General features: G+C 73.9%; 9 protein-coding genes. 5 read left to right on the top strand and 4 right to left on the bottom strand.

Going from position 1 to position 20,546, the window contains the following annotated elements; translation table 11 throughout:
• Positions 1 to 35: 35 nt before the first annotated feature.
• On the top strand, positions 36 to 1,202 hold the full coding sequence (locus C1701_RS25910; protein WP_026420353.1) for an aminotransferase class I/II-fold pyridoxal phosphate-dependent enzyme: 1,167 nt from the start codon (positions 36 to 38) through the stop codon (positions 1,200 to 1,202).
• Positions 1,203 to 1,247: 45 nt separating this feature from the next.
• On the opposite strand, the gene C1701_RS25905 is transcribed toward C1701_RS25910, so the two are convergent.
• Positions 1,248 to 2,273, bottom strand: coding sequence for a 3-dehydroquinate synthase family protein (locus C1701_RS25905; protein WP_103056819.1), 1,026 nt, complete (start codon positions 2,271 to 2,273; stop codon positions 1,248 to 1,250).
• Positions 2,227 to 2,805, bottom strand: coding sequence for a hypothetical protein (locus C1701_RS27980; protein ID WP_026420355.1), 579 nt, complete (start codon positions 2,803 to 2,805; stop codon positions 2,227 to 2,229). Before C1701_RS27980 ends, C1701_RS25905 begins: the two co-directional genes overlap by 47 nt.
• A gap of 162 nt (positions 2,806 to 2,967) precedes the next feature.
• Between C1701_RS27980 and C1701_RS25900 the strand changes: the two genes are divergently transcribed.
• Together C1701_RS25900 and C1701_RS25895 are read left to right on the top strand one after the other, a co-directional pair.
• Positions 2,968 to 3,501, top strand: a complete 534-nt coding sequence (locus C1701_RS25900; RefSeq protein WP_026420356.1) for a YceI family protein — start codon at positions 2,968 to 2,970, stop codon at positions 3,499 to 3,501.
• A gap of 104 nt (positions 3,502 to 3,605) precedes the next feature.
• Positions 3,606 to 4,259, top strand: coding sequence for an NAD(P)-dependent oxidoreductase (locus C1701_RS25895; protein ID WP_103056818.1), 654 nt, complete (start codon positions 3,606 to 3,608; stop codon positions 4,257 to 4,259).
• On the opposite strand, the gene C1701_RS25890 is transcribed toward C1701_RS25895, so the two are convergent.
• Entirely contained in the window at positions 4,253 to 5,101 is an 849-nt protein-coding gene (locus C1701_RS25890) for an ROK family protein (protein ID WP_337661985.1), read from the bottom strand. The genes C1701_RS25895 and C1701_RS25890 overlap by 7 nt on opposite strands.
• A gap of 38 nt (positions 5,102 to 5,139) precedes the next feature.
• Positions 5,140 to 5,577 carry a type II 3-dehydroquinate dehydratase gene (locus C1701_RS25885; protein WP_026420359.1) on the bottom strand — a complete coding sequence of 146 codons (438 nt, stop codon included), beginning with the start codon at positions 5,575 to 5,577 and terminating at the stop codon, positions 5,140 to 5,142.
• Positions 5,578 to 5,770: 193 nt separating this feature from the next.
• On the opposite strand from C1701_RS25885, the gene C1701_RS28265 reads away from it, so the two are divergent.
• Positions 5,771 to 7,543, top strand: a complete 1,773-nt coding sequence (locus tag C1701_RS28265; protein ID WP_081715679.1) for an HAD-IA family hydrolase — start codon at positions 5,771 to 5,773, stop codon at positions 7,541 to 7,543.
• Positions 7,544 to 7,664: 121 nt separating this feature from the next.
• The gene (locus C1701_RS27965) at positions 7,665 to 20,507 is read left to right on the top strand and encodes an SDR family NAD(P)-dependent oxidoreductase (RefSeq protein WP_337661984.1); all 12,843 of its coding nucleotides are present in this window, start codon (positions 7,665 to 7,667) and stop codon (positions 20,505 to 20,507) included.
• The last annotated feature ends 39 nt before the right edge of the window (positions 20,508 to 20,546 follow it).

Raw genomic sequence — 20,546 nt, 5'->3', positions numbered from 1 at the left:
TTCGGATCACCTCGTACCGGGAAAGGCTACCGATCATGAGTGATTCTTCGCCGCGGCCGCTGGACCTGCCGGTGTGGCCGCAGTTCGACGACACCGAGCGGGCCAACCTGCTCCGCGCGCTCGAACAGGGCCAGTGGTGGCGGATGGGCGGCAGTGAGGTCGACTCCTTCGAACGCGAGTTCGCCGAGTACCACGGCGCACCGCACGCGCTCGCGGTCACCAACGGGACGCACGCCCTCGAACTGGCGCTCCAGGTGATGGGTGTCGGCCCCGGAGCGGAGGTCATCGTCCCCGCCTTCACCTTCATCTCCTCCTCACAGGCGGTGCAGCGGCTCGGTGCCGTCGCCGTTCCGGTGGATGTCGATCTGGACACCTACTGCGTCGACGTGGCCGCCGCCTCGGCCGCGGTCACCTCGCGGACGGCCGCCATCATGCCGGTGCACATGGCAGGCCAGATGTCGGACATGGACGCCCTGGCCAAGTTGGCCGCCGACGCCGGGGTGCCGCTGCTCCAGGACGCGGCGCACGCCCACGGCGCGCGGTGGCGGGGGAAGAAGGTCGGCGAGCTGGGATCGGTCTCCGCGTTCAGCTTCCAGAACGGGAAGCTGATGACGGCGGGTGAGGGCGGCGCGGTGCTGTTCTCCGACACCGAGCTGTACGAGGCGGCGTTCCTCCGGCACAGTTGTGGTCGTCCGCGTACGGACCGGCACTACCGGCACGAGGTCGCCGGCTCCAACTTCCGGATCAACGAGTTCACGGCGAGCGTGCTGCGTGCGCAGTTGTCCCGGCTGGACGGGCAGATCGACACGCGTGAGGAGCGTTGGCCCGTTCTCGCCGGCCAGTTGGCGCGGATCCCCGGGGTGGTGCCGCAGGGCCGAGACGAGCGCTGTGACCGCAAGCCGCACTACATGGCGATGTTCCGGCTGCCGGGGGTCACCGAGGAACGCCGCAACGCCGTCGTGGACGAGCTGGTCGCGCGTGGGGTGCCGGCCTTCGCCGGGTTCCGCGCCATCTACCGGTGTGACGCGTTCTGGGAGACCGCCGCTCCCGAGGAGTCCGTCGAGGCGATCGCGGAGCGTTGCCCCAACACCGAGAAGCTCAACGCCGACTGCGTCTGGTTGCACCACCGCACGCTGCTCGGGACCGAGGAGCAGATGCACGCGGTCGCGGGGATCGTCGCCGAGGTCGTCGGGCGGGTGTGACGCGGGGTGGTGGGCGGAACCGGGTCCTCCGGCCCGCCCACCATGTCACCCCTCGACGAGGCGCAGCGCGGTGGCGACGGCCGCCTCCGGTACGTCCCGCACCAGCTCGGGCCCGAGGGCTCCCCCGAGCACGAAGGTCAGCCCCGTCGTCACCTTCTTGTCGGCACGCATCAACGAGATCAGCACGTCGTGGTCCAGCCCCGGCGGGAGGCTGGCGGGCAGCCCGTAGTCCCGCACCACCGCGTGGTGCTCCTCGAGCGCGGTCCGGTCGATGCGGCCGAGGACGTGCGCGAGTTCCCCGGCGAACACCGTCCCGACCGCGACGCACTCACCGTGCCGCCACGCGTAGCCGGTGGCGCGTTCGACGGCGTGACCGAGGGTGTGCCCGTAGTTGAGCAGGTGTCGCCGGCCGGTGTCCCGCTCGTCCTGCCCGACGACCGCGGCCTTGAGGGCGACGCTGGCGGCGATCTGGCGGTGGACGGGGAGCCCCCGCAGATCGCCGGCGCCGATGAAGTGGCAGCGGGCGATCTCGCCGTACCCGTTCGTCCACTCCCTCCTGGGCAGCGTGGTCAGGTACTCGGTGTCGCACAGCACCGCCCTCGGCTGCCAGTAGGCTCCCGCGAGGTTCTTGCCCGCGGGTAGGTTCACGGCGGTCTTCCCGCCGACGCTCGCGTCGACCTGCGCCAGCAGTGAGGTCGGTAGGTGGATGACCGGCACCCCGCGGTGGTACAGCGCGGCGGCGAGGCCGACGAGGTCCGTGGTCGTCCCACCGCCGCAGGAGACCACGACGTCCTGGCGGGTCAGGCCGAACTCGCTGAACCGCTGGCACAGCTCCGCGACCGCGGCGAGCGTCTTGCCAGCCTCACCGTCCTCGATGTCCACGATCAGTGTCGGTACCCCGGTGTCGGGCAGCCAGTCCCGGGGACGTGCCGTGACCACCACCGCCCGGCGCGCGCCGATGCGGCTGATCTCGGCCATGAGCCGGTTCCGCACGCCGGGACCGATGTGGACGAGGTAGGAGCGGTCACCGAGGTCGACCTCGATGCGGTCGTTCGCGGTCAGCTGGGCCATGGGGGTGTCCTCTCCTGATCGGGGGCACGGGGTTGCCCGCTTCGGTGAGCACGGCGCGCAGCGCACCGGCGGCGCCCGCCGCCGCCCCGGGTGGGATGCCGAGGACGTCGTGGCTGCGGCAGGCGTGGACGTACAGCAGGTATCCGAGCGGAGCGGTGCCCGCCTCGGTCGCGGCCCGCGCGTAGGAGGCGACCGCCTCCCGGTATCGCCGCCAGGACGCGGCGGGTCGGGCGTACCGGTCGGCGTCGCGGGCGACGCGGGCCGCCTCGCCGGTCGCCGCCACCGCCTCCGCCGCCACGCCGAGCCGCTCCAGCGGGCTCAACCTGGCTGTCCAGTCCTGCCAGCACTGGAAGAGGAACCCACGCCGGTCCCCCCGGGGAACGTGGCGCACGAGGCACCACAGGTGAGTGACGGGCACATCAGGCCACTCCCCGGTCAGCAGGTCGGCGGCGAGCTCGCGGACGGCACCGGTCAGCTCCGGTGGCGGTGCGTCAGCCGGGGAGACGAGGGCCAGCCCGTCGAGTTCCGCCATCTCGTCCCCGTTCCGCGTCCCGTGTCACGTCGTGGTCCATCCTCGAACCTCGACGGTGGACTTCCGCGCGACGACGGGAATTCTGGGTTGGTTCAGGGGGCTCGTAGGGGTTTCCCCGATTGCTAGGCTTCGTGCTTCCACGGTGATTCGGGGGTGACAGCGATGAGCGCTGCCGGCGACAGCGACGTTGACGACGGGCAGGGAATCGCTGCCGGTGTCTTCACGATCGATCCCGCGAGGTCGGGGATCTCGTTCCGCACGCGAGCGATGTGGGGACTGCTCGGTGTTCGGGGCACGTTCTCCGTCGAGAGCGGCAAGGTCGAAGTCGGGGAGCCGGCCACCACGTCCACGGTGGAGGCGGTCGTCTCGGCGGCCAGCTTCGCCAGCGGCATCCCCCAGCGGGACGAGCACGTCCGCTCGTCCGACTACCTCGACGTCGCGAACCACCCGAGGATCGTGTTCGTGAGCGATCGGTTCGAGTGGACGGGTACCCGGGGGACCCTCCAGGGGCGGTTGACGGTCCGCGATGTCACGCGTCCGGTCAAGCTCGACGTCACCAGCGTGACCGGCGGGGAGCGTGAACTCACCGCCCGGGCCACGACGACGATCGACCGGTTCGACTTCGAGGTGACCACGGCGCGCGGGATGACCGGGCGCAAGCTCCAGCTCACCCTGGACGTCGTCGCCACCCGCTGACCCCGGTCGTCCATCCCGGTACCCCTGTCCTCGTCCAGGGACCTGGCGGGTGCGGTGTCGGGGCGATAGGTTGCCCCCGCGAACCGGCCCGTCAGGAGTGGAACATGGCGAAGATCAGTGTCATCGGGGCGAACGGGACGATCGGAAGGCGCGTCCTCGACGAGGCCCTGGCCCGCGGTTACGAGGTCACCGCGGTGGTGCGGCGGCCGTCCACCCTGGAGCGGGAGCCCGCCGGGAAGCTGACCGTGACCACCGGTGACGTCCTGGACCCGGAGGGGGTCGCCAGCCTCGTCGAGGGACAGGATGTCGTGGTGAGCGCGGTCGGTGGCGGCGACGGAGCGGGCCATGAACGGCTCATCGAGCCCTCGCTGCGTGTGCTCGTCGACTCCCTGCGCGCCGCAGGTCCGGGTGCGGCCCGGTTGATCGCCGTGGGTGGAGCGGGCAGCCTCACCACGACGCCGGGCAGGAAGGTCTGGGACTTCCCCGGCCTGCCGGATGACGCCTTGCGGACCATGCGCGCGCACGGTGAGGGGCTCCGGTTCCTCCGTTCGGTCACCGACGTGCGGTGGACGAGCCTCAGCCCCGCCATCATCATCGCCCCGGGCACGAGGACCGGCCGATACCGCACCGGCGCTGACGACGTGCTCATGGACTCGGCGGGCAGGAGCCACATCAGCGCCGAGGACTACGCCCTCGCCCTCGTCGACGAGATCGAGCGCCCTCGGCACGTCGGCCGCCGTTTCACGGTCGCCTACTGACGGCGCGCGAGCAAGGCGGCACCCCGCAACGACGAGAGCCCGCCGAGCGTGGACAGCCGCAGCGGTGGCGTTGGGTGACCCTCGCGGGCGAGCGCCCGCAGGTGCCGCGCCACCGCGTCGGCGAACCCCGGAAGTCCCGCCGCGAATCCGCCGCCGAGCACGACACACGCGGGCCGCACCAGCTCGCTGATACTCGCGGCGGCGACCGCCAGCGCCGCGCACGTCTCGTCCACCGCCGCCACCGCCCACGCCACCCCGTCGTCCCACGCGGCCCGGAGCTCGGGGAAGGAGACGTCCTGCCCGCGCGATGCCGCCGCGCGCCGCAGCGTCGCCGGACCGGAGGCGATGGCCTGGAGGCACCCGGCGCGGCCGCACACGCACGTCGGCCCCGCGCGGTCCACCACCAGGTGGCCCAGCTCGCACGAACCATTCGCCGGATCCGGCACTGGACGGCCGCCCACCACCAGCCCGCCGCCCACCCCGGTGCCGACACCGAGGTAGAGCAGGTCCTGGACGTCCGCCGCGTCCGCCTCCGCGAGCGCCGCGAGATCACCGTCGTCGGCCCAGCGCACCGGGATCCCCGGGAACAGTCGTGCCAGCGACGCCCCGAAGTCCAGTCCCGCCCACGACGGGCGGCTCGGCCAGACCACGACTCGTCCCTCGCCGTCCAGGGTGGCCGGCATCGCCACTCCCACGGCTCGGACCTGGTGCGGCCACCGCGCGATCAGCGCGGCGATCCGCTCCTCGAACAGGGCGAGGTCCTCGGCCACCGTCGCGGGTGACCCCCAGCGGAACGAGGCCTGCCGGGCCGGGGCGTGTTCGGCCTCCGCGCGGAGCGCCACCTTCGTGCCGCCGACGTCGATCGCGATGACGCTGATGACTAGCTCCCGGAGTGTCGCGCCAGCAGCGCCCGCGCGGCCAACCGGTACCCGGTCGTGCCGAGCCCCGCGATCACGCCCGCGGCGATCGGCGCCAGGATGGAGTTGTGCCGGAACGACTCCCGCGCCCAGACGTTGGAGATGTGGACCTCGATCCACGGGCTGGGGTAGGAGGCGAGCGCGTCCCGCAGGCTCCAGCCCGCCATCATCAGGGCACCGGGGTTGATGATGGCCCCGAGGGTGTCGTAGCTGTCCTGGACAGCCCGCACGAGCATGCCCTCGCAGTCGTCCTGCACGGCCCGGACCTTCCAACCGCGGTCGGCGATCTCGTCAGCCACCGCGTCCTCGATGTCGGACAGGGTGTCCGTGCCGTATATCTCCGGCTCCCGTCGACCCAGGATGCCCAGGTTCGGGCCGTGCAACAGAAGGACTTCGGACACGGGACACCTCACAGGCTCGGTCTGCTGCCGCCGCGAGGCTAACCAGCGCCGGGCCGTGCCGGGCCGTTCCTCCTGGGCGCAGGGGGTGTTGAGGGGTTCGTTAGGGGAGATCGGAACCGCGCCCCGCCGGTAGCGTCGCCCGAAATCCGGTCCACGGTCGAGTGCCCCGTCTGAGGTGGAGTGTGAGTAGGTCATGAGCGATGGACGCGCCCCCACCAGGCAGGTCCGGACCGCCGTCGTCGGCCTGGGCTGGGCCGCCCGGTCGATCTGGCTGCCCAGGCTGCGGGCCCACCCGGGCTTCGTCGTCACCGCGGTCGTCGACCCCGACCCCCGGGCGCACTCCGGAGCCGACGACGGCGGAGTGATCCGCTACGCGGATGCCGGCGAGCTCCGCCCGGAGGTGGCGGAGCTCGCGATCGTCGCCGTGCCCAACCACCTGCACGCCCCTGTCGGCTCCCTCCTGCTGGAGAGGGGGATCTCGGTGTTCGTCGAGAAGCCGGTCTGCGTGAACACCGGCGAGGCCGACCGCCTCGCCGCGGCCGAACGCGACGGCGGTGCGCTGCTGCTCGCGGGGAGCGCCGCCCGGCACCGTGCCGACGTCCGCGCCCTGGCCGCGCTGGTCCCGTCGCTCGGCCAGATCCGCCACGTCGACCTGGCCTGGGTCCGCGCCCGCGGTGTTCCCGACGGGGACGGCTGGTTCACCCGGCGCGGTCTGTCCGGTGGGGGCGCCCTGGTCGACCTCGGCTGGCACCTCCTGGACCTGCTACCACCGTTGGTCGGTGCCGCCGGGTTCCGGGAGGTCGTGGGCACGGTGTCCGGGGACCACGTCAACGACCGGACGGCCAGGGCGGCGTGGCGTGCCGAGGACGACGAGGTCGGCTCGGCGCCACCCAGCGACGTCGAGGACACCGCACGCGGTTTCCTGATCACCGACGAGGGCATCTCGGTGTCCCTGCGGGCGGCGTGGCGGTCGCACGAACCGCTCGACGCCACCGTCGTGACCGTCGAGGGCAGCGGGGGCACCGCCACGTTGCGATGCACCTTCGGGTTCAGCCCCCACCGCGCGGGCGGGTCCGTGCTCACCGTGACCCGGGACGGCGAGACGACCCCCGTGGCGGTGGCTGAGGAGGCGATCGGCGCGGAGTACGGGACGCAGCTGGACGTGATCGCCGCCGAACTGGGCGACCCGACGACCCAGGGACGGGCGGTGGGGGAGGCGCGGCGGACGATCGGCGCCATCGAACGGCTCTACGCCTCCGCGCGTCCCCTCCCTCGGGCAGAACGGCCCGTCCCGCCCGATCCCCGTGCCAGTGCCCTCCGCGCCGTGGTGTTCGACCTCGACGGTGTGCTCGTCGACAGCACCGAGGTGATGCGGGAGGCCTTCCGCGTCGCCTACGCGGAGGCGGTGGGCGAAGGGGAAGCCCCGTTCGCCGAGTACAACAAGCACCTCGGCCGGTACTTCCCCGACATCATGCGCATCATGGGGCTGCCGCTGGCGATGGAGGAGCCCTTCGTCCGGGAGAGCTACCGGCTGGCCCACCAGGTGCCGATGTTCGAGGGTGTGCCCGAGCTGCTCGCCGAGCTGCGCGCCCGCGGCCTGCGGCTGGCGGTGGCCACCGGGAAGAGCGGACCCCGCGCGCGTTCGCTCCTCGACCTGCTCGGAGTGCTGCCGCTGTTCGACCACGTGATCGGGTCCGACGAGGTGGCCAACCCCAAGCCCGCTCCCGACATCGTCGAGCTCGCGCTGGACCGGCTCGGGGTCAGCCCCGACGAGGCGGTCATGGTGGGTGACGCGGTCACCGACCTCGCCAGCGCCCGGGGCGCCGGGGTGCGCGCGGTGGCCGCGCTGTGGGGTGAGTGCGAGGCGGCGGCCCTGCTCGCCGCGCGCCCGGACGTGGCCCTCGACAGCCCGGCCGAGTTGCTGGCGCTCTGCCCGCCCCTGCGAGCTCCCGCCCTGGAAGGCTGACCGGCCCCGCTCGCCGGGGCGGAAGTTAGGGAGTCATAGGGGGCATGGCAGGGGTTAGGCCAGGGCCTCCTTGCCGGAAGACTGCTGTCGAGGTGACGGCACGACCGACGGATGTGGTGGCATGCTGCGTACCGAGCTGATCAGGCCGTTGCCTGAACTGCTCCGGGAGCACGCCGACCGGATCGGCGACAAGGTCGCCTTCCACGACGCGTCCCGGACGGTGACCTACGGGGAGTTGGAGCGACGCACCGGGCGGCTCGCCGGCCACCTCGTCGCACTGCGGTTGCGGCCAGGTGACCGTGCCGCGATCTGCCTCGGCAACCGCGTCGAGGTCGTGGAGAGCTACCTCGCGATCCTGCGCGCCGGGGCCATCGGCGTGCCGCTCAACCCGCGCGTCAGCGAGGCGGAGCTGACCTACCTGCTCGACGACAGCGGCGCCCGCGTGGTCATCACCGACCCCGCCCACCTCTCGCGGCTCGGGCACGTCCTCGCCGGTCGGCGGGACGTGTCCGTCGTGGTCGTCGGGGACCAGGGGATGCCGGACGACGCGCCTCGGGGCGCGAAGCTCTTCGAGGCGATGGCCACCACCGAGCCGCCCGCCCCCGCCCGCGACGACCTCGGCCTCGACGACCTCGCCTGGATGCTCTACACCTCCGGAACCACGGGCAAACCCAAGGGAGTGCTCTCCACCCAGCGAAACTGCCTGTGGTCGGTCGCCGCCTGCTACGTACCGGTACCCGGGCTCTCGGCTGACGACCGGGTCGTGTGGCCGCTGCCCCTCTTCCACAGCCTGTCGCACATCGCCTGCGTCCTGTCCGTCACCGCCGTCGGCGCCACCGCCCGGATCGTCGACGGGTTCGCGGCCGAGGACGTGCTGGAGGCGGTCGAACGGGACTCGGCGACGTTCCTCGCCGGCGTGCCCACCATGTACCACTACCTGGTGCGGGCGGCCCGCGAGACCGGGTTCCGCGCCCCGCACCTGCGGATGTGCCTGGTGGGCGGCGCGATCACGACCGCCGCCCTGCGCAGGGCGTTCGAGGAGGTCTTCTCCGCGCCGCTGCTCGACGCCTACGGCAGTACCGAGACCTGCGGGTCCATCACGATCAACTGGCCGACGGGTGGGCGGGTCGAGGGTTCCTGCGGGCTTCCGGTGCCGGGCCTCGGGGTTCGGGTCGTGGACCCCGACACGGGCGTCGACGTCCCGTTCGACGCCGAGGGCGAGGTGTGGGTCAGGGGCCCCAGCGTGATGGTCGGCTACCACAACCAACCGGCTGCCACCGCCGAGGTGATGCGGGATGGCTGGTACCGCACCGGTGATCTGGCCCGACGGGACGAGGCCGGCTATTTCACGGTGACCGGCCGCATCAAGGAACTGATCATCCGGGGTGGGGAGAACATCCACCCCGGTGAGGTGGAGGACGTCCTCCGCCAGGTTCCCGGTGTGGCGGACGTGGCCGTGGTGGGGAAACCACACGAGGTGCTGGGTGAAGTGCCGGTCGCGTTCCTCGTGCCGGGGCCCGGTGGGCTCGACTCCGCCCGGCTGTTCGCCGCGTGCCGCGAGAAGCTGTCGCCCTTCAAGGTACCGGAGGAGCTGTACGAGATCGCGCGTGTCCCGCGCACCCCGTCCGGCAAGATCACCCGGCACGTCCTGACCCGGCAACCCGCGCGGCTGCGGGCCGCGGCCAGCGGGCAGTTCGACTCGTTGTTCCGGACCGACTGGATCCCCCGGCCCTCGATCGCCGGCACGCCACCGGTCGTCCCCGACGAACGGTGGTGCCTCCTCGGCGCGGGGACCGCTCCGCTGGCCGAGGGGCTGGTCGCCGTCGGCGTGGCGACGCGGACCCGGTCCGGCACCGGCGAGCTGCTGGCCGCCGTCCAGGCCGGGGAACTCGCGCCGACGGCGGTGGTCCTGGTGAACCCGTCGCGGTCGGAGCTGGCGGAGCTGCCCCCGGTGGTCACGGCGCTGCCCGAGGGCACCCGCGTCGTCATCCTCACGTGCCGGGCCGTCGCGGCGAGCCCGGACGAGGACGTACCGAACCCCGACCAGTCGTCCACTTGGGGATGGGTGCGCGCCGCGCAACACGAGCTTCCCGGTCGACTGGTGCTCGCCGACCTCCCCGACCTCGACGGCGGGTCCGAGGGCACGACGGCGGCCGCGTTGCACGCCGGGGTCGCCTCCGGCGAATCCCAGTTCGCGGTGCGCTCGGGGGCGGTGCTGCTGCCTGAACTCGTGCGGTCCACGAGCCACGGCGAGGGCACGCGGCTCGACCCCCGGCGCACGGTCGTGCTCACCGGCGCCGACCGCCCGACCGCCGCCGCCGTGGCCAGGCACCTGGTGGCGTGCCACGGCGTCCGCCACCTCCTGCTGCTCAGCCCAGGCGGACGAGACGACCCTCGGGCGGCGGTGCTGCGCGCCGAACTGACCCGTGCCGGTGCCCGAGCACAGCTGGTCGCCTGCGACCTCACGGACCGAGGGGCGATCGACTCGGCCCTCGCGGCGGCGAAGCGCCCACTGACCGCGGTCATCCACACCTGGCAGGGGCCCGGGGCGGCCGCGACGTCGGCCGAGCACCTGCACGAGCTGACCACGACGGCGGACCTGGCGGCGTTCGTCCTGTTCACCTCCGCCGTCGGTGTGCTCGGCGCCGCCGGCCGGGCGGAGGAAGCGGCCGCCTCGGCTCGTCTGGAGGCGCTGGCCCACCGCAGGCGCGCGGCGGGTCTCGCCGCGCTGACCATCGCATGGGGACCGTGGGGACACGACGACGCCCGCATCCCCCTCGCCGGCGCGTCCACCCTGTCTGGCGCGGACGGACTCGCGATGTTCGACGCGGCGCTCACCGTCGACCGCGCCTCCCTCGTCGCGATGTCCCTCGACACCGAGGTCCTCCAACGGGGTGCTCTCGCTCCACCCCTGCGGGGACTCCTCGACGCCAGACCCACGTCGCGCGCCCCGGACGAGGCCGCGCGGTCCGCGCTGCGGGAGCGGTTGGCGGCCCTGCCCGAACACGACCAGCATCGCGAGCTGCTCGACGTGGTCAACGCCGAGACGGCCCGAGTGGCCGGTCGTGACACCGTCGACCCTGGCCGCCCGTTCAGCGACCTCGGTCTCACCTCCCTGGCCGCCGTGCGGTTGCGGGACGCGCTGACCGGCGTCTCCGGGCTTCGGCTGCCCGCCACGCTCGCGTTCGACCACCCCACCCCTGACCTGGTGGCCCGGTACCTGCGCGCGCTGCTGTTCGGTGGCACCAGGCGGTCCGCACCCGGACTTCCCCCCACCGGGGCACCGGCACCGAACGAGGACGACCCGATCGCGGTGGTCGCGATGGCCTGCCGCCTGCCCGGAGGTGTCACCTCACCGGAACAGCTGTGGGCGTTGGTGGAGGAGGGCGTGGACGCGGTCTCCGGGTTCCCGGACGACCGGGGCTGGGACCTCGACACCCTCTTCCGCGCCGAGGGCGGGCCCGGCACGTCCATCACCCGGGAGGGCGGTTTCCTCCACGACGCCGGTGACTTCGACCCGGCGCCCTTCGGGATCTCCCCCCGCGAGGCACTCGCCATGGACCCCCAGCAGCGGCTGCTGCTGGAGACGTCGTGGGAGGTCGTCGAACGCGCTGGCCTGGACCCGACGTCGCTGCGCGGGGCGGATGTCGGCGTCTTCACCGGGCTGATGCACCACGACTACGCGAACGGACTCGACGAGGTGCCCTCCGAGTCCGAGGGCTACCTCGACATCGGGACGGCGGGCAGCGTGGCGTCCGGCCGCGTCGCGTACGCGCTGGGACTCGAAGGCCCGACGATGACCGTCGACACCGCCTGCTCGTCGTCCCTGGTCGCCGTGCACCTGGCAGCGCAGGCGCTGCGCGCCGGTGAGTGCTCGATGGCGCTCGCCGGTGGGGTGGCGGTGATGGCCACGCCCCGGGTGTTCGTGGAGTTCAGCAGGCAGCGAGCGCTGGCGCGCGACGGGCGGTGCAAGGCGTTCGCCGCGTCCGCCGACGGAACGGGGTGGTCGGAGGGCGTGGCCGTCCTGCTCCTGGAGCGGCTTTCCGAGGCACGCCGGAACGGGCATCCCGTCCTCGCCGTCGTGCGCGGTTCCTCGGTCAACTCCGACGGCGCGTCCAACGGTCTCACCGCACCCAGCGGGCCCGCGCAGGAGCGGGTGATCCGTCGCGCGCTCGCCTCGTCGGGACTCCGTCCCTCCGACGTGGACGCCGTGGAGGCGCACGGCACGGGTACCCGGCTCGGTGACCCCATCGAGGCCCAGGCGTTGCTGGCCACCTACGGCCAGGACCGGTCGCCGGACCGCCCGTTGTGGCTGGGCTCGCTGAAGTCGAACATCGGGCACACCCAGTCGGCGGCCGGGGTCGCCGGGATCATCAAGATGGTGCAGGCCATGCGGCACGGCGTCCTGCCGAGGACCCTGCACGTCGACGAGCCCACCCCGGAGGTGGACTGGTCCGCCGGGGCCGTCACCCTCCTCCGGGAGGCCGTGCCGTGGCCGGAGCGGGACGGGCCGCGCCGCGCCGGTGTCTCCGCGTTCGGCGTCAGCGGCACCAACGCGCACCTGATCCTGGAACAGGCACCTCCCATGGACACCAGCCCACCGGCGAGCGCCACCGGACCTCGCCCCGAGGTCGTTCCGTGGGTGGTGTCCGCCGCCGGCGAGGACGCGCTCCGCGCGCAGGCGACCCGCCTGCTGGCCGCCGTGGACCCGGCGGGGGCCGACGCCGTGCCCGTCGGGTTCTCCCTCGCCACCACTCGTGCGCGGATGGAGCACCGCGCGGTCCTGCTCGCCGGGGACGGCACCGAGACCACCGCCGTGCGAGGCCTCGCCGACGGCGTGTCGGTGCCAGGGCTGGTGACCGGCCGAGCCGACACCCGCGGCCGGGTCGTCTTCGTGTTCCCCGGGCAGGGCGCCCAGTGGGCGGGCATGGGAGCCGAACTCCTGGACACCCACCCCGTCTTCGCGGAGGCGATCGGCGAGTGCGCCGAGGCACTGCCCTCCCTGGTCGACTGGTCCCTTCTTGACGTGATCCGGGGTGTTGACGGTGCCCCGTCCCTCGACAGGGTCGACGTCGTGCAGCCGGTGTCGTTCGCGGTGATGGTCGCGTTGGCCCGACTGTGGTCCCACCTCGGGGTCCGACCGGACGCCGTGCTCGGGCACTCGCAGGGTGAACTCGCCGCAGCGTGCGTCGCCGGCGCGCTCTCCGTCGAGGACGCCACCCGGGTGGTGGTGCTGCGCAGCCGCGCCATCGCCCGCCGCCTCGCCGGGCACGGGGGGATGGCGGCGGTGCCGTTGTCGGAGGACGAGGTCATCGACCGCCTGGCCCCGTGGGACGGGGCGGTCGCGGTCGCCGCCGTGAACGGCCCGACCTCGGTGGTGGTGTCGGGTGAGGCGGAGGCCCTCGACGAGGTCCTCGCGAGCCTGACCGGCGACGGCGTTCGGGCCCGTCGCATCCCCGTCGACTACGCGTCCCACTCGACGCAGGTGGAGGCCATCGCCGACGAACTGGCCCCGGTCCTCGCCGGGATCCGCCCCCGTCGCGCCAGCGTGCCCTTCTACTCCACCGTCGACGGTCGGTGGTTGGACGGTACCGAGCTGGACGGCGGTTACTGGTACCGCAACCTCCGCGAGCCGGTGCGGCTGTGGGGAGCGACGACGGCACTCGCCGGGCAGGGCTACGGGTTCTTCGTCGAGGTCAGCCCACACCCCGTGCTGGCGCCCGCGATCCGGGAGGCGGTGGAGGAGGCCGGAGCTCCCTCGGTCGTGGTCGACACCCTCCGCCGGGACGACGGCGGCCCGCGCCGGTTCCTCACCTCCGTCGCCGCCGGGTACGTGCGCGGCCTGCCCGTCGACTGGTCCGCGGTCTTCGCCGACGCGGGTCCTCGGCGTGTCGATCTGCCGACCTACGCCTTCCAGCGCCACCGCTTCTGGCTGGCGCGGGCGAACCATCCCTCGGCGGGCGGCCGGGACCCTGGCTCGTGGCGGTACCAGGTCAGCTGGCGTCGCCTCCGGTTCCCCGAGGTCTCGCCCCCACCGGGCGCCTGGCTGGTCGTCGTTCCCGAGTCCCGGTCGGATGACCCCTACACCGCCGAGGTGCTCGAGGGCCTGCGCCGGCTCGGCGCCGACCTGACCCGGGTGGACGTCGGGGACGACCGGGATGCGGTGGCGGCACGCCTGGTGGCCGGGAACACCCGCTTCGACGGAGTGCTCTCACTGCTCGCGTTCGACGAGGACCCGCACCCCGACCACCCCGTGGTCACCCGAGGACTCGCCGGGACCCGGGCGCTCCTGCTCGCCCTGGACGACGTCGGTATCACCGCGCCCCTGTGGACCGCCACCGTCGACGACCGGGGGGAACGCCCAGCCGGCGCCCTGGTGTGGGGCTTCGGGCGTGCCGCGGCCCTGGAACACCCGGCGCGCTGGGGCGGACTGGTCGACCTGCCGGCGACCCCCGACCACCGGACGTGGTCCAGGCTGGTCGCCGTCCTCACCGGAACCGGCGGGGAGGACCAGGTCTCGATCCGTCCCGACGGTGTGTTCGGACGACGGCTCCTCCCCGCACCGCCCGCCGTCGACGCCGGTGGGTGGGCCCCGCGCGGAAGTGTCCTGGTGACCGGCGGCAGCGGCGGCGTCGCCTCGGCGGTCGCGCGCGGACTGGCCGAGGCCGGTGCCCCGCACCTCGTTCTCCTCAGCCGGAACCCGGACGGTGCGGCCGACCTCGCCGCGGAACTCCGTGATCGCGGCACCGAGGTCACCCTCGCCGCCTGTGACGTCGCCGACCGGGACGCGCTCGCCGCCGTCCTGGCCGCGGTGCCAGCGGACCAGCCGCTCACCGGCATCGTGCACGCCGCGGGCGTCGGGGAGCGTCGCCCGATCCGGGAGGCCAGCCTCGCCGACGTCGCGGAGGTTCTCTCCGCCAAGGTCGCCGGCGCCGCCAACCTCGACGAGCTCACCGAGGGCACGCCGCTGGAGGCGTTCGTCCTCGTCTCCTCCGGCGCGGGCGTGTGGGGCAGCGGCGAGCAGGCCACCTACTGCGCGGCCAACGCCTACCTCGACGCCCTCGCCCGCCGCCGTCGGGCCGCCGGTGGGGTCGCGACCTCCGTGGCCTGGGGAGCGTGGGGCGGCCCCGGCCTGTCCGAGGTGGACGGCAACGCCGAACGGCTCGCCCGGATCGGGGTGCGCGCGATGCCGCCCGAGCAGGCCGTCGCCGCGCTCGTCAGGGAGGCGGCGGGCGACCAGGCGCACGTGACCCTCGCCGACGTGGACTGGGCCCGGTTCACCCCGGTGTTCACCTCGTCCCGACCGAGCCGCCTGCTCAGTGAGCTGCCCGGCTCCGCCCCATCGGGCGAGCGGACCGAGCAGCCCACCGGTTTCGCCCGCCACCTCGCCGACCTCCCCGAGACGGACCGACCCCGGGTCGTCCTCGACCTGGTCCGGCACGAGGCAGCAGTGGTGCTCGGGCACGCCGACGCCACCGCCATCGAACCCCGACGGGCCTTCCGGGACATCGGATTCGACTCGATGACCGCCGTCGAACTCCGCGACCGCCTCGTCGAGGTCACCGGCGTCCCGCTGCCCAGCACCGTCGTGTTCGACCACCCCACCGCGCAGGCCCTCGCGGACCGGCTCGGCGCCCACCACACCCGGCCGGCCGAACCCGCTGAACCCGCAGTGCCCGCGGGGAGCCCCGTGGACGAACCGATCGCCATCGTCGCCATGAGTGGCCGCTTCCCAGGAGGCGTCAACAGCCCCGACGAGCTGTGGGAGCTGGTCGCGGACGGACGGGACGCCATTGGGGCGTTCCCCACTGACCGCGGCTGGGACCTCACCACCCTCTTCCACCCCGACCCGGACCGCGCCGGCACCTCCCACACCCGCCAGGGCGGGTTCCTCGCCGACGCGGCGGACTTCGACGCGGCCTTCTTCGGCATCGCCCCCCGCGAGGCGCTGGCGATGGACCCGCAGCAGCGGGTGTTCCTCGAAACGGCGTGGGAACTGTTGGAACGCGCCGGGATCGACCCCGTCTCGTTGCGGGGCAGCCGGACCGGTGTGTTCGCGGGAACCTTCCACCAGGACTACGGTGTCGGCGCCGGGACCCAGCGGCAGGAGACCGAGGGCTACTTCGTCACCGGGACCGCGTCGAGCGTGCTCTCCGGCCGCGTGGCCTACACCTTCGGGTTCGAGGGGCCCGCCGTCACCGTGGACACCGCCTGCTCCTCCTCACTGGTGTCGCTGCACCTCGCGGGCCAGGCGCTGCGGAGCGGCGAGTGCGACCTCGCGATCGCCGGCGGGGTCACGGTGATGGCGACACCCTCCGGGTTCGTCGAGTTCTCCCGGCAGCGCGGACTGGCCGTCGACGGGCGGTGCCGTGCCTTCGGCGCCGGCGCCGAAGGCACGGGCTGGGGGGAGGGGGTTGGGCTCCTGCTCGTCGAGCGCCTGTCCGACGCCCGCCGCAACGGCCATCCCGTGCTGGCGGTCGTCCGGGGCACCGCCGTGAACGCCGACGGCGCGTCGAACGGCCTGACCGCGCCGAGCGGGCTCGCCCAGCAGCGGGTGATCCGTGACGCGCTCGCCGCCGCCCACCTCACGGGGACCGACGTGGACGTCGTGGAGGCGCACGGCACCGGAACGCGCCTGGGTGACCCGATCGAGGCCCACGCGCTGATCGCGGCCTACGGCCGGGACCGACCCTCCGACCAACCCCTCTGGCTGGGTTCGTTGAAGTCCAACATCGGGCACACCCAGGCCGCCGCCGGGGTGGCTGGTGTGATCAAGATGGTCCTCGCGATGCGGCACCGGATCATGCCAAGGACCCTGCACGTCGACGAACCATCGCCCGAGGTCGACTGGGACTCCGGCGCGGTGCGACTGCTCGACGAGGCACGCGAGTGGCCCTCGGCCGGTCGGCCGAGGCGCGCGGGGGTGTCGTCCTTCGGCATCAGCGGAACCAACGCCCACGTGATCATCGAGGAGCCCCCGGCCGAGCCACCGGGGGAGCGGCCGTCCGACGAGGCCCCGCCCCTGGTGCCCTGGGTGCTCTCCGCGGGAACGCCGAGGGCCTTGCGCGGCCAGGCCGAACGGCTGCTGTCCTTCCTGGACGGCGGGGAGGCGCGGCAGCGACCCCAGGACATCGGCCGTGCGCTGACCGCCCGGACCGCGCTGGCGCACCGCGCCGTGCTGTCGGCCGAGGACCTGGACACCGCCCTGGCACGGCTCAGGGCGCTCGCCGGCGGAGAGGACGTGCCGGCCGTCGCCGTCGGCGCCGCCACCGACGGCGCGGTCGCGTTCCTGTTCACCGGGCAGGGCGCGCAGTACGCGGGTATGGGCCGCCAGCTCCACACCACCTACCCCGCCTACGCGCGGGCCTTCGACGCCGTGTGCGCCGAGCTGGACCTGCCGCTGCGGGAGATCCTGTTCGACGGGGACGACGAGGCGCTCGCCAGGACCGGTCACACGCAGCCCGCGCTGTTCGCCGTCGAGGTCGCGCTCTACCGCCTGCTGGAGACGTGGGGTCTGCGTCCGGACTTCGTCGCCGGCCACTCGATCGGTGAGCTGGCCGCCGCGCACGTCGCCGGGGTCCTGACCCTGGCCGACGCGTGCGCGCTGGTCAGCGCCCGCGGCAGGCTCATGGAGGCGCTGCCCGACGGCGGCGCGATGGTGGCCATCGAGGCCACCGAGGACGAGGTGACGCCGCTGCTCGGCGACCTGACGAGCCTCGCGGCGGTGAACGGCCCCTCCTCGCTGGTGGTCTCCGGGGACCGGGACACCGTTTCCCGGCTCGCGTCCACCTTCGCCGAACGTGGACGCCGGACCAACCACATCCGGGTCAGTCACGCCTTCCACTCGCCGCTGGTGGAACCCATGCTGGCCGAGTTCCGCGCGGTCGCCGAGAGCGTGTCCTACGCCCCACCGCGGATCCCCCTCGTCTCCACCCGCACGGGAGCGCTCGCCGAGCCAGCGGAACTGTGCGACCCGGAACACTGGGTCGCCCAGGTGCGGGACGCCGTGCGGTTCCACGACGCGGTGGTGACCCTGCGCGAACTGCGCGTCGACAAGTTCCTCGAGATCGGGCCCGGCGGGGTGCTCACGGCGATGGTCCAGGACTGCCTCGGCCCGGAGGGGGACGTCACCGCCGCCCCGGTGCTGCGCCGCGACCGTTCCGAACCGGAGACCCTGGTCGGAGGGGTGGCGCGGATGCACGTGCGGGGCGCCGCCGTCGACTGGGCAGCCCTGTTCCCCCGCGGTGGACCGGTGGTGGACCTGCCGACCTACGCGTTCCAGCGCACCCGGTTCTGGCTCGACCCCGCTGTCCCCGCCGGCGATCCCACCGGCGCCGGCCTCCGGGCCGCCGGGCACCCGCTGCTCGGTGCCGCCGTGCCGGTGCCGAGCACGGGAGGAGTGGTCTGCACGGGCGTCCTCTCGGTGCGGCGTCACCCGTGGCTGGCCGAGCACCGGGTCGGCGGGTCCGTCGTGGTGCCGGGTACCGCGTTGGTGGACCTCGCGCTGCGCGCGGGCGAGGAGGCGGGCTGCGAGCTGCTCGACGAGCTCGTCATCGAGTCACCCCTCGTGTTGACCGACGAGGAGGAGCTCCACATCCAGGTCGCCGTCGGCGAACCCGGCGGCGAGGACGGCCGGCGGCCGGTGCACCTCCACTCCCAGCCCCCCGGCGGTGACTGGACGCGGCACTTCACCGGCGTGCTCGGGGGCCCCTCCGCGGCGCCCGGCCACGTCGCCGAGTCCTGGCCGCCGCCCGACGCGCACCCCGCGCCCGTGGACGCCTTCTACTCCCGAATGGAGGAGGCGGGCTACGCCTACGGACCGTCGTTCCGGGGGCTCCGCGCGGTGTGGACCCGGGGTACCGAAGTCCTCGCCGAAGTGGCGTTGCCGGGAGGCGACGGCGCGGCGCCGTCGGCGGAGGGCTTCGGCGTGCACCCGGCGCTTCTCGACGCGGCCCTGCACGCCGCGAGCTTCGGTGCCCTGGTCACCGCGCCGGAGGAGCAGACGCTGGTGCCCTTCGCGTGGCGGGGGGTCCGCGCGCACACCACCGGCGCCGAGGTGCTCCGCGTGCGGGTGGCGCGGACCGGACCGGACAGCATCAGCCTGGAGGCCGTCGACGTGACGGGTGCCCCGGTGGTCTCGGTGGACGCGGTCGCGTTCCGGCCGCTGCCGACCGAGCGGCTGCTCGGCTCCGGTGCCGGCGTGGACACCCTGTTCGAGGTCACGTGGCGACCGGTGCCGGTCGAGCCGGACCCGACCGCCCACGCGATCGTGTGGGCGGACCTGACCGGCGCGGACGCCTCCGACCCCGCCGGGGCGCGGGGCCTGACCACCCGCGCGCTCAGCGTCCTCCGGGAATGGCTCGACAACGCACCTCCCGAAGGCCCCCCGCTGGTCGTCCTCACCCGGGGTGCCGCCGCACTCGGCGAGGAGACCCCGGTTCCCGCCGCGGCCGCGGTCTGGGGTCTCGTCAGGACCGCTCAGCTCGAACACCCCAACCGGTTCGTGCTGGTGGACGTCGACGAGGAGGACGCCACCTCCCACGCCCTGCCCGCCGCCGTGGCCACCGGCGAGGAACAACTGGCGCTGCGGGCGGGCCGAGCCTTCGTGCCCCGCCTCACCAGGGCCACGACCACCGGCCAGGGCCAGGCGTGGTCATCCCCACCCGGCGGGACGGTTCTGGTCACCGGCGGCACCGGTTCCCTCGGCGGGACCATCGCCCGACGTCTCGTCACCGACCACGGGGCCCGGCACCTCCTCCTGGTGTCACGGCGCGGCCCCTCCGCCGAGGGCGTCGACGCACTGGTCGCCGACCTCACCGCGCACGGCGCCGCCGTTCAGGTCGTGGCGTGCGACGTGGCCGACCGCGACGCGCTCGCGGCCGTGCTCGCGGCCGTGCCGGACGACCACCCCGTGACCGCCGTCGTGCACGCGGCCGGCGCGCTCGATGACGGCGTCCTGACCGCCCTCACCCCGGACCAGATCGACGCGGTGTTCCGACCGAAGGTCGACGCCGCGTGGCACCTGCACGAACTCACCAGGGAGATGGACCTGACCGCGTTCGTGCTGTGCTCCTCCGCGTCCGGCACGCTCGGTAGCGGTGGCCAGGCGGGGTACGCGGCGGCCAACGGCTTCCTCGATGGGCTCGCCGCCTGGCGCGCGGCGGCGGGTCTGCCCGCCACCTCGCTGGCCTGGGGGCTGCTGGCGGGCGCCGGGATGATCGGTGACCTCGCCTCCGCCGACCGCCTTCGTGGGGCCCGGGGCGGCATGCTGGTCCTCGGCCAGGACGAGGCGGCGGACCTGTTCGGAGTGGCACTCGCCGGGCCCCGACCCGTCCTGGTGCCGGCGAGGTTGGACCTGGCGGAGTTGGCGGAGGTGCCGCCGCTCCTGCGTGACCTGGTCCGCCGGCCGAGGAGCACGGCGCGCAGGAACGGGACGAGCTCGGGCGCTCGGCCGCGGTCGTTCGACGCGATGTCCCCGGCGGACCGCGCCGAGGCGCTGGTGGACCTGGTCCGCTCCGAGTCGGCAGTCGTGCTGGGCCACGACCAGACCGACGCGATCGAGGCCGACCAGGCGTTCAGCGATCTGGGTTTCGACTCGCTCACCGCCATCGAGCTGCGCAACCGCCTGGTGCGGGCGACGACGGTCCAGCTGCCCGCCACGCTCGTCTTCGACTACCCGACCCCCGCCGCGCTCGCCCACCACGTGTGGGAGCGGCTCGGCCCGGCCGAGCAGGACAGGAGCAGCACCGGCATGTCGGTGCTGACCGACCTCGACCGGCTCGCCGAGTCCCTCCTGGCCGTCGAGGCGGGCACCGAGTTGCACGGTCAGGTGGGGGCGCGGCTGGAGGCCATCACCGCCAGCTGGCGGGCCACTGCCGCCGCGGCCGGTGACCCCACCGACCTGGGAGAGGCCACCGACGACGAGCTGTTCGGGATCATCGACAACGAACTGGGCCTCGCGTGAGCGGCGTCTGCCGGCGCCGCGACGGGCGAGGCGAGGAGG

It is taken from the genome of Actinoalloteichus sp. AHMU CJ021 (assembly GCF_002895405.1).
GTDB lineage: Bacteria > Actinomycetota > Actinomycetes > Mycobacteriales > Pseudonocardiaceae > Actinoalloteichus_B > Actinoalloteichus_B caeruleus.
This window is presented reverse-complemented; position numbering and strand designations above follow the sequence as displayed.